The sequence below is a fragment of the Pseudomonas sp. MWU347 genome (genome assembly GCF_017947305.1).
Classification (GTDB): domain Bacteria; phylum Pseudomonadota; class Gammaproteobacteria; order Pseudomonadales; family Pseudomonadaceae; genus Aquipseudomonas; species Aquipseudomonas putida_A.
On sequence record NZ_JAFGZB010000007.1, the window covers coordinates 75,452 to 89,671 of the forward strand.

The 14,220-nt window shown below is 60.8% G+C and carries 11 protein-coding genes; 9 read left to right on the forward strand and 2 right to left on the reverse strand.

Going from position 1 to position 14,220, the window contains the following annotated elements; all coding sequences use genetic code 11:
* The first annotated feature begins 5 nt into the window (after nt 1–5).
* Nucleotides 6–635, forward strand: a complete 630-nt coding sequence (locus KCG87_RS16285; RefSeq protein WP_027612203.1) for a LysE family transporter — start codon at nt 6–8, stop codon at nt 633–635.
* Nucleotides 636–762: 127 nt separating this feature from the next.
* Here the strand turns inward: KCG87_RS16285 and KCG87_RS16290 are convergent, their stop codons facing one another.
* The gene (locus tag KCG87_RS16290) at nt 763–1,527 is read right to left on the reverse strand and encodes a helix-turn-helix transcriptional regulator (RefSeq protein ID WP_098965556.1); all 765 of its coding nucleotides are present in this window, start codon (nt 1,525–1,527) and stop codon (nt 763–765) included.
* A gap of 100 nt (nt 1,528–1,627) precedes the next feature.
* Between KCG87_RS16290 and KCG87_RS16295 the strand changes: the two genes are divergently transcribed.
* The 7 genes from KCG87_RS16295 (at nt 1,628) to KCG87_RS16325 (ending at nt 12,756) form a co-directional block, all read left to right on the forward strand.
* A complete protein-coding gene (locus tag KCG87_RS16295; RefSeq protein ID WP_098965555.1) occupies nt 1,628–2,812 on the forward strand; it encodes an MFS transporter in 1,185 nt (394 codons plus the stop codon).
* 147 nt (nt 2,813–2,959) lie between these two features.
* The gene (locus tag KCG87_RS16300; protein WP_027612200.1) at nt 2,960–4,642 is read left to right on the forward strand and encodes a fatty acid--CoA ligase; all 1,683 of its coding nucleotides are present in this window, start codon (nt 2,960–2,962) and stop codon (nt 4,640–4,642) included.
* Between the two features lie 337 nt (nt 4,643–4,979).
* Entirely contained in the window at nt 4,980–6,869 is a 1,890-nt protein-coding gene (locus KCG87_RS16305) for a DUF1302 domain-containing protein (RefSeq protein WP_134787308.1), read from the forward strand.
* Nucleotides 6,870–6,897: 28 nt separating this feature from the next.
* A complete protein-coding gene (locus KCG87_RS16310; protein WP_027612198.1) occupies nt 6,898–8,262 on the forward strand; it encodes a DUF1329 domain-containing protein in 1,365 nt (454 codons plus the stop codon).
* 201 nt (nt 8,263–8,463) lie between these two features.
* Complete coding sequence (locus tag KCG87_RS16315; protein ID WP_210558552.1) at nt 8,464–11,196, forward strand: LuxR C-terminal-related transcriptional regulator; 2,733 nt, start codon at nt 8,464–8,466, stop codon at nt 11,194–11,196.
* A gap of 63 nt (nt 11,197–11,259) precedes the next feature.
* Complete coding sequence (locus KCG87_RS16320) at nt 11,260–11,904, forward strand: MBL fold metallo-hydrolase (protein WP_027612196.1); 645 nt, start codon at nt 11,260–11,262, stop codon at nt 11,902–11,904.
* A 117-nt stretch (nt 11,905–12,021) separates the two neighbouring features.
* Nucleotides 12,022–12,756, forward strand: coding sequence for an OmpA family protein (locus KCG87_RS16325; RefSeq protein ID WP_007961595.1), 735 nt, complete (start codon nt 12,022–12,024; stop codon nt 12,754–12,756).
* Between the two features lie 253 nt (nt 12,757–13,009).
* Here the strand turns inward: KCG87_RS16325 and KCG87_RS16330 are convergent, their stop codons facing one another.
* The gene (locus KCG87_RS16330) at nt 13,010–13,444 is read right to left on the reverse strand and encodes a DUF1043 family protein (RefSeq protein WP_027612195.1); all 435 of its coding nucleotides are present in this window, start codon (nt 13,442–13,444) and stop codon (nt 13,010–13,012) included.
* A gap of 144 nt (nt 13,445–13,588) precedes the next feature.
* On the opposite strand from KCG87_RS16330, the gene KCG87_RS16335 reads away from it, so the two are divergent.
* Nucleotides 13,589–14,218, forward strand: coding sequence for an alpha/beta fold hydrolase (locus tag KCG87_RS16335; protein ID WP_097086289.1), 630 nt, complete (start codon nt 13,589–13,591; stop codon nt 14,216–14,218).
* The last annotated feature ends 2 nt before the right edge of the window (nt 14,219–14,220 follow it).

Below are 14,220 nucleotides of genomic sequence, written 5' to 3' on the forward strand. Positions count from 1 at the left end.
CCCCCATGTACTGGACCGAGTTCTTGACCGTTGCACTGATCCATCTGCTGGCCGTGGCCAGCCCCGGCCCGGACTTTGCCGTGGTGGTGCGCGAGAGCGTGACCCATGGGCGTCGCGCCGGCACCTGGACCGCACTGGGCGTGGGCACGGCGATTTTCCTGCATGTGGGTTATTCACTGCTGGGCATCGGCCTGATCGTGTCGCAGTCGATCGTGCTGTTTAACGCCTTGAAATGGGCCGCGGCCGCTTACCTGCTGTATATCGGCTTCAAGGCCTTGCGCGCGCAGCCGGCGAAAACCGTTACCGATGATCTGCACAAGGAAGCCGGCGTGCGCACGGCGCGCGGCGCGTTCACCTCGGGCTTCGTGACCAATGGTCTGAATCCGAAAGCCACGCTGTTCTTCCTGTCGCTGTTTACCGTGGTGATCAACCCGCACACACCGCTGGCGGTCCAGGCCGGTTACGGCGTCTATCTGGCCGTTGCGACCGCTTTCTGGTTCTGTCTAGTGGCGATGCTGTTCAGTCAGCAACGTGTACGTGCCGGTTTTGCCCGCATGGGCCATTGGTTCGACCGCACCATGGGCGCGGTGCTGATCGCTCTCGGCGTGAAAATCGCGTTTACCGAGATGCACTAAGAGCTGAAACCCGATCAAAACTGTGGGAGCGAGCTTGCTCGCGAAGGCGTCGGATCAGTCGATATCACAGGTGACTGGAAGATTGCTTTCGCGAGCAAGCTCGCTCCCACAGGGAAATGGGGAATTCCTACACGAGTTGGCTGAGTTTGCTCAGATTATTCAGGTACTCCCGGGGATTGTCCCCGAGCAACCGGCGAAACATCGCGCTGAACGCCCGCGCGCTGCCGTACCCCAGATCCCGCGCCACGCGCTGCACGCTGTCCCCAGCGAGCAGGCGCGGTAACGCTTCCATCAGGCGCAGTTGCTGGCGCCAGGCGTTGAAACTCATCTTCAGTTGTCGCTGGAACAGCCGCGCCAGAGTGCGTGAGCTGGCGCCGACCTGCTGCGCCCAGTCTTCCAGGGTGTTGGGGTGATCCGGTGTGTGCAGCAACGCCAGACAGATGTTCTGCAGGCGTCGGTCAGTAGGCATTGGAATGTGCAGCGGCAGGTTTTCCAGGCTGGCGAGCTCTTCCAGCATCAACTGCTGGATCAGCGGATTATCCGCGTGCGGCGGGCCTTGAACGGCGCGCAGGATCAACTCGCGCAGTAGCGGCGTCACCGCCAGCACGCAGCACTGTTGCAGGCCGGCCGGTGACAGCTCGGGGGCAATGAACAGCGAGCGCATCTGCACATCGCCGGACATGAATATCTCGTGCGCGACTTGCGGCGGAATCCACACTGCGCGGCTTGGCGGAATCACCCAGGCACCGAGGTCGGTGACCACCCGCATGATCCCTCGGACGGCATACAGCAACTGCGCCTCGCGATGCAGGTGCAGCGACTGGTGCGCGCCGTCCAGATAATCCCGGGGATAGGCGCTCACCGGACCGTGTTCGAAGTGGCTGATCAACATGTCGGATTCGATGACCTGGTTGGCAGGTATGCGCTTTTTCGCCAACTTAGCATAAAGCCGCTGACAACAATCCGCCCATAACAAACACAAGCGTGCCGCCATGAATCAATCTCGAAACGTCATTCGCTACGTCAACGCCGCCCATGTGATCGATCACATGTTCATGCTGATTTTCCCCGCCGCCGTGCTCGGCATGACCCAGGCCTTCGGCCTCGACTACGCCGCGCTGATCGGCCTTTCGCTGGGTGGGTTCATTGCCTTTGGCGCCTGTTCGTTACCGGCCGGCTGGCTGGGCGATCACTGGAGTCGGCGGCAGATGATGCTGGTGTTTTTCTTCGGCATCGGCGCCTCGGCGATCTTCACCGGGCTGAGCACCAGCCCGACGATGCTGGTGATCGGGTTGACCCTGATCGGCATTTTCGCCGCGATCTACCACCCGGTGGGCACCGCGATGCTGGTGGCCTACGCGCAGAATCGCGGGCGGGAGATCGGCATCAATGGCATGTGGGGCAACCTCGGCGTGGCGTTCTCGGCGCTGATCACCGGGTTGCTGGTGGCGCAGTTCGGCTGGCGGTCGGCCTTTGTGTTACCGGGGGTGGTGGCGATCATGCTGGGAATCGGCTTTGCCTTGCAGGTGCGTGAAGAGCCGATCCCGCAGCGTCCACACACCGCACTGAAGGGCGCTGCCGGGCAGCGGATTTCGATGCTCATGGTATTCGGCGTGCTGGCGCTGGCGACGGCCACCGGTGGCGTGGTGTTCAACGCCACCACCATGACCTATCCGAAGCTGTTTCAGGAACGTCTGCATGACCTGTTCGCCTCGCCGCAAACCCTCGGCGTGGTGGTCAGCCTCGCGTATGCCTTTGGTGCAGTCGCGCAGTTGAGCATTGGCCAGGTGCTGCACCGAGTCAGCCTGAAATGGCCGTTTATTGTGTTGACGCTGTTTCAGGCGCCGCTGTTGTACGCCATGGCGTATGTCGATGGCTGGGCAGTGATCGTGCTCGGTGCGGCGTTCATGTTCGTGGTGTTCGGTCAGGTGACGGTGAACGACTCGATGGTCGCCAATTTCGTCGCGCCGCAGTGGCAATCGCGGGTCTTCGCCCTGCGTTACTGCCTGTCGTTCGGCGCCAGTGCGACGGCGATTCCGCTGATTGCCTACATCGAGCCGCGCCATGGGTTTGTCGGGCTTTACTTGATTCTGGCGGGTTTCGGCGCATTGACCTTCCTTGCTGCGCTGGTTTTCCCACGGACGCCTTCAGAAGCGGCTGTAGGGCAAACGGCCTGAACGGCGCTGAAATACCGACAAATGCTGGCGCAAAGCTAGCATTTGTACGGCTGTGCAAATCATTCCTTCGGCTGATTTGACTGGGGTATAACGGCTCTAGAGTAACGCTCTCTACGCCAACACCGTGCAGCCAGAAAAGGGATTCATATGTTGCAGACTCGCGTCATTCCCCCGGCCGATGGGGCCTACCAGTATCCATTGCTGATCAAACGGCTGCTGATGTCCGGCGCCCGTTACGAGAAAACCCGCGAGATCATCTACCGAGACCAGTTGCGCTACAGCTATCCGACCCTGATCGAGCGGGTGGCGCGGCTGGCCAACGTGTTGACGGCGGCCGGAGTGAAGGCGGGTGACACCGTGGCGGTGATGGACTGGGACAGCCATCGCTACCTCGAATGCATGTTTGCCATTCCGATGATCGGCGCGGTGATCCACACCATCAACGTGCGTCTGTCGCCGGAGCAGATCCTCTACACCATGAACCACGCCGAGGACCGCTTCGTGCTGGTCAACAGCGAGTTCGTCGGGCTGTACCAGGCCATCGCGCCGCACCTGACCACCGTCGAGAAAACCCTGCTGCTGACCGATCTGCCGGAAAAGACCGCCGAGCTGCCGAACCTGGTCGGCGAGTATGAGCAACTGCTGGCCGCTGCGAGCCCGCAGTACGACTTCCAGGACTTCGACGAGAACTCGGTCGCCACTACCTTCTACACCACGGGCACCACCGGTAACCCGAAAGGCGTGTACTTCACCCATCGGCAACTGGTGCTGCACACCATGGGCGTGTCGACGATCATGGGCGCGATCGACAGCGTGCGCCTGCTCGGCACCAACGACGTGTACATGCCGATTACCCCGATGTTCCATGTGCATGCCTGGGGCTTGCCGTACGTGGCAACCATGCTCGGGCTCAAGCAGGTTTATCCGGGGCGTTACGACCCGGAGTTCCTCGTCGAGCTGTGGCGCAAAGAGAAGGTCACGTTCTCCCACTGCGTGCCGACCATTTTGCAAATGCTGCTCAACGCCAAAGGCGCGCAGGGCACCGATTTCGGCGGCTGGAAGATCGTCATCGGTGGCAGCGCGCTCAACCGTACGCTGTATGAAACCGCCAAGGCCCGGGGCATTCAGCTGACGGCGGCGTACGGCATGTCGGAGACCGGGCCACTGGTTTCCTGTGCGCATTTGAACGACGAGTTGATGGCCGGCACCGAAGATGAGCGCACCACTTACCGGATCAAGGCCGGTGTGCCGGGGCCGTTGGTGGAAGCGGCGATCGTCGACGCCGAGGGCAACTTCCTCCCCGCCGACGGCGAAACCCAGGGCGAACTGGTCCTGCGCGCGCCGTGGCTCACCGAAGGCTATTTCAACGAACCGCAGAAGGGCGCCGAGCTCTGGGCCGGCGGCTGGCTGCACACCGGCGATGTGGCAACGCTCGACAGCATGGGCGTGATCGACATCCGCGACCGCATCAAGGATGTGATCAAGACTGGCGGCGAGTGGATTTCCTCGCTGGACCTCGAAGACCTGATCAGCCGTCACGTCGCGGTACGTGAAGTAGCAGTGGTGGGCATCGCCGATCCGCAATGGGGCGAGCGGCCGTTTGCACTGCTGGTGATCCGCGAAGGGCACGAGATCGGGGCGCGCGAGCTCAAGGAACACCTCAAGCCGTTCGTGGAACTAGGGCACTTGAGCAAGTGGGCGATTCCAAGCCAGATCGCCCTTGTTACGGAAATTCCCAAGACCAGTGTCGGCAAGCTCGACAAGAAGCGCATCCGCCTCGACATCACCGAATGGCAGGCCAACAACAGCACCTTCCTTTCGACACTTTGAGTGTCTGCTGGCGCGCCGAAACCGGCGCGCCAGACCCACCAAGCAAGCGCTTGGCTTGTTAAATCGAAAAATTCAGCCATCCTTGCCGTGCCGACATGTGTCGGACTGGCGAAAGGACTGTTCCAGAGTGGCCGGCAGCTGCAAATCACACTTTAGAGGGATCAAGCAGTACCCCCTGCTGGCTATAGTCCGCTCAAGGATTTTTAAGAACGGGGCACACGCACGAACAGGGGCGATGCAACTTTGGAGTGACGTCGGGTGGCTACTGGCTCCCGGTCTTCCAGGCGTTTTTAAAAGTACTCACTGCCATAACAATAATGCACATGGAGTAGCGTCGATGACATCAGTAAACCAGTTCTGGCGCCGGGCTAAACTGCCTCTGGCCGTCAGTCTTGCCTCTACGCTCGCCGGGCCCGCATTCGGCGTCAGTTTCAACGTCGGTGAAATCGAAGGTCAGTTCGACTCCTCGCTCTCCCTGGGCATGAGTATCTCGACCCAGCAGCCGAACAAGGACCTTATTGGTGTCAACAACGGCGGCAAGGGCCTGTCCCAGACCTCCGACAACGGCCACCTGAACTTCAAGAGCGGGCAAGCCTTCTCGAAGATCTTCAAGGGCATCCATGATCTGGAACTGAAATACGGCGACACCGGGGTCTTCGTCCGGGGCAAATACTGGTACGACTTCGCGCTGCAGAATCAGGACCTGGAATACAAGGACGTCAGCAACCACAACCGCGACGTCGCGGCGCGTTCTTCCGGCGGGCAGATCCTCGACGCCTTCGTCTACCACAACTACTCGATTGCCGATGAGCCAGGTTCGGTGCGTCTGGGCAAGCAGGTGGTGAACTGGGGCGAAAGTACCTTCATCGGTGGTGGCATCAACTCGATCAACCCGATCGACGTGTCTGCGTTCCGCCGTCCGGGTGCCGAGATCAAGGAAGGCCTGATCCCGGTCAACATGTTCTACGTGTCCCAGAGCATTACCGAAAACCTCTCGGCCGAAGGTTTCTACCAGATCGACTGGCAGAAGACCGTGACCGACAACTGCGGCACGTTCTTCTCGCAGCCGGACATCGTCACCACCGGTTGCGACGACAACCTGCGGGTACTGAACAAGCGTTCGACCATTCCGGGTATTGCGCTCGGGCCGTTGGCCAACGCTGGTGTCGACGTCAACGAAGAGGGCGTGCTGGTGCGCCGTTCGCCCAACCGCAACGCGCGTGACAGCGGGCAGTGGGGCGTTTCCGCCAAGTACATGTTCGACCCGCTGGCCACCGAGTTCGGCGCCTACTTCATGAACTACCACAGCCGTGCGCCGATCTTCAGCGCCACCGGCGCGCCCCAGTCGATCTATAACGGCGTCAAGGCATTGCCAGGGCCGTTCCAGGCACTGGGCCCGCTGGTCGTGGCAGGCAACTCGGAATACTTCATCGAATACCCTGAAGACATTCGCCTCTACGGTCTGAGCTTCTCCACTACCCTGCCTACCGGTACGGCGTGGAGCGGTGAAGTCAGCTACCGGCCGAATGCTCCGGTGCAGTTGAACTCCACCGACATCCTGTTCGCCGGCGTACGTCCGCTGGGAGGCGCGTTGACCAACGCGTCGGTCCTCAACGGCGTGCCGGGCCAGGATCTGCACGGTTACAACCGTAAAGAAATCACCCAACTGCAAACCACCCTGACGCACTTCTTCGATCAGGTGATGGGCGCCAACCGGCTGACCCTGGTGGGTGAAGTCGGCGTGACCCACGTCGGTGGTCTGGAAAGCAAATCCGAAGCCCGTTACGGCCGCGATCCGGTGTTCGGCCCGGGCGAACTGCCTGCCACGGGAGGTCTCAACACCTGCTCGCAGATCCTCAACACCTCCACCATCAACGGTGCCGGGCCGGGGGCTTCGCGCGACAACGTTTCCAGCAACTGCAACAACGATGGTTTCACCACGGCCACTTCGTGGGGCTATCGCGCTCGTGCCATCTGGGATTACAGCGACGTGTTTGCCGGTGTGAACCTCAAGCCGAACGTGGCCTGGTCGCACGACGTGAAAGGTTACTCGCCAGGCCCTGGCGGCAACTTCGAGGAAGGTCGCAAGGCCATCAGCCTCGGTCTCGATGCCGAATACCAGAACACCTACACGGCGAGCCTGGCCTACACCAACTTCTTTGGCGGCGACTACACGACCGTGGACGATCGTGACTTCGTGGCCTTGAGCGTCGGCGTGAACTTCTAAGCACAGTTTTTTCAGGACGAACACACATATGAAAATAACAAAGAGTCTGTTCCACGCGAGTGTTCTGGGTTTGTCGCTGCTGGCGACCAGCGTCATGGCGGCCGTTCCCGCCGCCGAAGCCGACAAGCTGGGCAAGAGCCTGACCCCGATGGGCGCCGAAATGGCCGGCAACGCCGACGGTTCGATCCCTGCCTGGAAACCGTTGGCGAAAAATGCCGGCACGGTCGACAGCAAGGGCTTCCTGTCCGATCCGTTCGGCAGTGAAAAACCGCTGTTCACCATCACCGCGCAGAACGTCGAGCAGTACAAGGACAAGCTTGCTCCGGGCCAGTACGCGATGTTCAAGCGCTACCCGGACACCTTCAAGATTCCGGTTTATCCGTCCCATCGCGGCTCGACCGTGCCGGATGATGTGTTCGCCGCGATCAAGAAAAACGCCACCACCACCAATCTGGTCGCAGGCGGTAACGGTCTGGAAAACTTCGATACCGCCGTGCCGTTCCCGATTCCCAAAAGCGGTCTGGAAGTGATCTGGAACCACATCACCCGCTATCGCGGTGGCAGCGTGACCCGTCTGGTGACCCAGGCGACTCCGCAAACCAACGGCTCGTTCAGCCTGGTGTACTTCCAGGACCAGTTCGTGTTCCGCGACAAGATGAAGGACTACGATCCGGCCAACCCGGGCAACATCCTGTTCTACTTCAAGCAGAAAGTGACCGCGCCGGCACGTCTGGCCGGTACCGTGCTACTGGTGCACGAAACCCTCGACCAGGTGAAGGAGCCGCGCAAGGCGTGGGTCTACGCCACTGGTCAGCGTCGTGTGCGTCAGGCACCGCAAGTGTCCTATGACGGCCCGGGCACTGCGGCGGACGGTCTGCGTACCTCCGACAACCTCGACATGTACAACGGTGCGCCGGATCGCTACGACTGGAAGCTCGAAGGCAAGAAAGAGATGTACATTGCCTCCAACAGCTACAAGATCGACTCGCCGACCCTCAAGTACGCCGACATCATCAAGGCCGGCCATATCAACCAGGACCTGACCCGTTACGAGTTGCGTCGTGTCTGGCACGTGGTCGCCACCCTGAAACCGGGTCAGCGCCATATCTATGCCAAACGTGACTTCTACATCGACGAAGACACCTGGCAGGCAGCAGTCATCGACCACTACGACGGTCGCGGTCAGCTGTGGCGTGTCGCCGAAGCGCATGCCGAGGACTACTACGACAAGCAAGTGCCGTGGTACGCGCTGGAAGCCCTGTACGACCTGCAATCGGGTCGCTACCTGGCGCTGGGCATGAAGAACGAAGAAAAATCAGCGTATGACTTCGGTTTCTCTGCCACCAAGAGCGAATTCCAGCCGGGCAACCTGGGCCAGGACGGTATCCGCTAAGCTTTGACCCGAGGCCGCATCCTCGAAAAAACGCCCCGACTGGTTCGGGGCGTTTTTTTTGGCGTTGATTTTGTAGGAGCTGCCGGCTCGCGACAGTCTTTTTGTAGCCATTTGTAGCAGCAACCTTCATAACCGCTACGTTTAAGGCTAGGCTGCGGACATCTGCTACGCCGCCAATAGCCATTCGAACAAGAGCCGGCCATGACTGATCTGTCCCCACTTCCGGGTCCCGCAAGCGTTGCCGTCGCGGCACTGGACGGACGTTTTTTCCGTCCTCCGCTGCCGGACGGATACGTCTTGCGGCCACGTCTCTGCGAGCGCCTGCAAACCGGGCTCGGTGGACGTCTGTTACTGGTGTGCGCTCCGGCCGGGTTCGGCAAGAGTTCGCTGGCGGTGGAGTTCTGTCAGAGCCTGCCGGGGCACTGGCAAAGTCTCTGGCTGGGATTGAGCCCACGGGATAACGATCCGGGGCGGTTTCTCGAGCGATTGCTGGAGGGACTGCAGGACTACTTTCCGGATCTGGGCAGTCGTGCACTCGGCCTGTTGAAGATGCGCCAGCGCCATCAGCCGTTCGCCTTCGAAGAATGGCTCGATGGCTTGCTCGATGAACTGGCCCTGCAACTGCAACCGACGGCGCCGCTGTTGCTGGTGCTCGACGACTACCATCTCGCCCAAGGCCCGGTACTCGACCGTTGCCTGCAGTTTTTCCTCAATCATCTTCCCGATGGCTTGCTGGTCATGGTCACCAGTCGGCAGCGCCCGGACTGGCATCTGGCGCGTCTGCGCCTGTCGCGCCAGTTGCTTGAACTGCATGAGCAGGACTTGCGCCTGACCCACGATGAAGCCCTGACGCTGCTCGATCGACACAGCAGTTCATTGCGCGGCGAAGCGCTGGAAAACCTGATCCAGCGCAGCGAAGGCTGGGTGGCCGGGCTGCGTTTCTGGTTGCTCGCGGTCTCCGAGGCTGGCAGCGGGGCTCCGCTGCCAGCCGCGCTGAACGGCGGGGAAGGGCTGATCCGCGATTACCTGCTGGAAGAAGTGATCGATTGCCTGCCGGCCGAGGTGCAGGCGTTTCTCTACGACACCGCCCCTCAAGAGCGCTTTTGCAGCGAGCTGTGCGACGCGGTGCGCGAAGCCCACGACAGCGCCGAAATCCTGCGGTTTCTGTTGGCGCATCAGGTATTTCTGGTACCGCTGGACGAACACGGTCACTGGTATCGCTATCACCATTTGTTTTCCGATCTGCTGCGCAGCCGTCCCGTGACCCAGACGCTGGTGCCGGCGGCGACCCTGCACCTGCGCGCCTGTCGCTGGTTCAATGCTCAAGGGCTGCTCGACGAAGCGGTGGAGCAGGCCTTGCGCGCCGGCCATCTGGATGTCGCAGCGAATCTGGTGCAGAACCTGTCCGAGGAACAACTGCTCGCCGAGCAGAACGTGGGCATGCTGCTGCGCTGGAAAATGGACTTGCCCGACAGTCTGCTGATCAGCACGCCACGCTTGATCGTGCTCTACAGCTGGGCGCTCGGGCTGGCCTGTCAGCTGGATGCCGCTGAAGAGCTGGCCAGTCATTTAAGTCGTTTCCTGCCGGCGCCTTCGGCCTCTGCGCAGAAGTCGATGCTCGCGCAATGGCTGGCGCTCAGCGGCATCATCGCCCGCGGGCGCGGGCATCGTGAGCTGACCCAGCGCTATTGCAGCGAAGCGCTGGAAAGCCTGCCGGTGAAACGTTACGGGCAACGCCTGATGTGCCTGTCGACCTTGTCCAATCTGGCGATCGCCGACGGTGACCTGTGGCGTGCGCGGGGCTTGAATCGAGAATCCCTCGAGCTGGCGCAGCGGGTCGGCAATCCGTTGTTCGAAGCCTTGGCGCATTACGACCGGGCGCGGGTCCTGCAATCGCGTGGGGAAATTCTGCGGGCACTGGATGAGGTGCATCAGGGTCTTGATCGTCTGCGCGGGTTGTCGGCGCAACGTCTGTACGCGGTGCGTGCGCGATTGACGCTGTATGAAGGTTTTCTGCTGTCGATGCGCTTGCAACCGCAGCAGGCCCGGGCCCGATTGCTGAGCGGTCTGGCCGAAGCGCGGGCCTGTCGCGATATCAGCGTATTGATCGGTCACTGCGTGATCGCCCGTCTCGACGGCAGCCTCGGCGAATTCGCCAAGGCCTTCGCCGAACTCGCTGAAGCCGAGCGTCTGATGCATATATGGGATGTGCCGCCGATCTACTATCTGGCGATGATCACCCTGGTCAAATGCGAACTGTGGCTGGCGCAAGGCCGCACTGATCTGGCCGAAGCCTGGCTGGCACGACTGGGCCAGACCTACACCGGCGAACGTGCAGCCGCACCACCGGAATTTCATCCACAGCTGCCGCTGCATGTGGAATTGCAACAAGCGTTGCTCGACGTGATCAAGGGCCAGCCGATGCTCGCCGAAGGGCGGTTGAATGTGTTGCTGGAAAACGGTCAGCAAACCGGGCGCCAGTTGCTGTGTGTGATGGCGCTGGCGCAGAAAGTGAATTTGCTGCTGAGCAGTGGTCGCGAATCCGAGGCACGCAAAGCATTGAACCAGGCGCTGGAAGCGGCGGCGGGCGGCGTGATACAGCCATTTGACGCCTTGATCAAAGCGCATCCGGACTGGCTGCGCAGCCAGCTGCAAAACTCGCCAGCACTGGCAGGACAGCAGTTGCTGACGCATTTTCCGCTGGTGGTTGCCCGTCCTGTCATTGAATGTGGATCTGCCGAACAACTCAGCAGTCGCGAGCTGGCGGTGCTGCGTTTGATTGCCCAGGGATGTTCCAATCAGGAAATCAGCGAGCAACTGTTCATTTCGCTGCATACGGTGAAAACCCATGCCAGCCATATCAACAGCAAGTTGGGGGTTGAGCGGCGTACTCAGGCGGTGGCCCGCGCCAAGGCGCTGGGGTTAATGATCTAGTCCCGCTAAAATCTTCGACATCAGCGGTTTTCGCCGCCGTCGAATATTGATCAGGATTGCCCCATGACTGTTCCAGCGCCTGCGCTCATCCGCGAAACCTTTCCCGTCGGCCCGCTGCAGTGCAACTGCACGATCATCGGCGACCCCATCACGAAAAAAGCCATCGTCGTCGATCCGGGCGGCAACCCCGATCTGATCATGGCGCGCCTCGATGCCCACGGTCTGAAAGTGGTCAGCATCATCCACACCCACGCGCATCTCGATCATTTCCTCGCCTCCGGGCAGATGAAGGAAAAGACCGGCGCAACCCTGCATCTGCACAAGGAAGACCAGTTCCTGTGGGACAACCTTGAAATGCAATGCCAGATGTTCGGTGTGCCCTACACGCCGGTGCCGTCGCCGGATCGCTGGTTGAGCGACGATGAAGAACTGGCCTGCGGCTGCGGCGTGGCGCTGCATACGCCGGGACATACGCCCGGTTCCATGAGCTTTTGGTTTTCCGAGGCTAAGCTGTTGATTGCCGGCGACACGCTGTTTCGTCGCGGGGTAGGGCGCACGGATTTGTGGGGCGGCGATCAGGCGACCATCGTGCGATCGATCAAGCAGCGGCTGTACACCCTCGACGAAGACGCAATCGTGGTTGCCGGACATGGCCCGGACACGCGTCTCGGGGATGAAATGCGCGAAAACCCGTTCGTGCGCGCCTAAACATTTTGTCATGAATGTGCGGCGGAATTTTTCGGCATTGTCATGATCCAACGCCCGCACAGGTCTATTGCCTAGGGCCGCTGCCACACAGAATGCGAAAAAAACCAGGAGCTTTTCATGTTCACCACGCCTCGTTTGATTATTGTTGCTACCGCTGTGGCCATGTTGGCCGGCTGCGCCTCGCCCAACCCGTATGACAATCAGGGGCAGGCCGACGGTGGCTCGCAAGGCATGAGCAAAACCGCCAAGTACGGCGGTCTCGGTGCGCTGGCCGGCGCCTTGGCAGGTGCCGCCATCGACCACAACAACCGTGGCAAGGGTGCCTTGATCGGCGCGGCGGTCGTTGGTGCCTCGGCGGCCGGTTACGGTTACTACGCCGACCAGCAAGAGAAAAAGCTGCGCGCCAGCATGGCCAACACCGGGGTTGAAGTGCAGCGCCAGGGCGATCAGATCAAGCTGATCATGCCAGGCAACATCACCTTCGCCACCGATTCGGCGAACATCGCGCCAAGCTTCTATCAGCCGCTGAACAACCTGGCGAACTCGTTGAAAGAGTTCAACCAGAACCAGATCGAAATCGTCGGCTACACCGACAGCACCGGCAGCCGCCAGCACAACATGGACCTGTCTCAGCGTCGTGCGCAGAGCGTGGCCACCTACCTGACTTCTCAAGGTGTCAGCGGTGCCAACCTCTCGGCCCGTGGCGCCGGCCCGGATAACCCGATTGCCAGCAACGGTGACGTCAATGGCCGCGCGCAGAACCGCCGCGTCGAGGTCAACCTGAAAGCGATTCCGGGTCAGCAGTATGGTGGTCAGCAGCAACAGCCGGGGACGGTTCAGCAGTATCCGTAAGTGAATGCTTGAGTGAAGAAATGCCCGGTCTTGTGACCGGGCATTTTTTTGGGTTGCCCGTGCTGGCCCTTTCGCGAGCAAGCCCGCTCCCACAGGGATGGGGGTTGTTCACAGAATCTGCGTTCACCACATGACCCTGTGGGAGCGGGCTTGCTCGCGAAGGGGCCGGACCAACACCCTCAAATCATCAGATACAAAAAAGCCCCCGGACAACCGAATTGTCCGGGGGCTTTTTGCTTGCAGCGAAGGCTGATTACTTCTTCAAGCCGTAATGCTCATCGAGCATGCCCGGCGAGTTCGGGGCTTTCGGCGCGTAGTCGCGTGGCGGCTCCTGATCGCGCGGCGGCGTCAGGCGTTCGCGCGGTGCCTGCGCGGCATCGGCGTGCAAAGCGGCGATCAGGCGTTGACGGGTCTGCTCGTCCAGGGCCAGGCGGTTGGCACCCTCGGCGAGATGATCCTGCACTTCCTGATAGCTCTGGGTCAGCTTCTTGACCAGCGTCGCGGTGCTGTTGAAGTGAGTGACCACCTCGTTTTGATAGCTGTCGAAACGCTCCTGGATATCATCCAGTTGACGCTGCGTGCGGCTCGGCGCGGCATTCGGTGCGACGCGAGCGATCAGGAATCCAATGGCGACACCCACAACCAGGGCAAGAGTCGGTAACAACCAAACTAAGAGCGAGTGTTCCACGAGTCCTTCCTCTATAAACGGCTTTGCTTTACGTTAACGGCTCGAACCTGCGCTGTATACCGCGATTCACTCGCAATAGATTGGCACAGACAATTTGCTAGACGAGTCGACCCGATTCGAGGTCACGGAGTTCCTTCCTTGCTGATGCGTGAAACCCCTGTAGTGATTGCCGGCCCAGTCGGCCAAATCGAAGCGCTGTACCTCGATAACGAGCAGCCAGTCGGCATTGCGCTGATCTGCCATCCAAACCCGGTGCAGGGCGGCACCATGCTCAACAAGGTCGTCTCGACCCTGCAGCGCACTGCGCGCGACGCAGGTTTGATCACCTTGCGCTTCAACTATCGCGGCGTCGGTGCCAGCGAAGGCTCCCACGACATGGGCAGCGGTGAAGTCGACGACGCTCAGGCTGCCGCAGCATGGCTACTGGAAAAGCATCCGGAGCTGCCGCTGACCCTGTTCGGTTTCTCCTTCGGCGGATTTGTTGCAGCAAGTCTCGGCGGTCGTCTCGAAGCCCAAGGCGTGCAGCTCAAGCAGTTGTTTATGGTCGCGCCGGCGGTGATGCGCCTGGGCGATCAGGATCAACTGCCACAGCACGGCGAGCTGACCGTGATCCAGCCGGAAACCGACGAAGTGATCGATCCGCAGTTGGTCTACGACTGGTCGGAAAAACTCCAGCGCCCCCATGAGCTGCTGAAAGTGGCAGAATGCGGACACTTTTTTCATGGCAAGCTGACCGATCTCAAGGATCTGATCCTGCCGCGTCTCTCGAATTGATT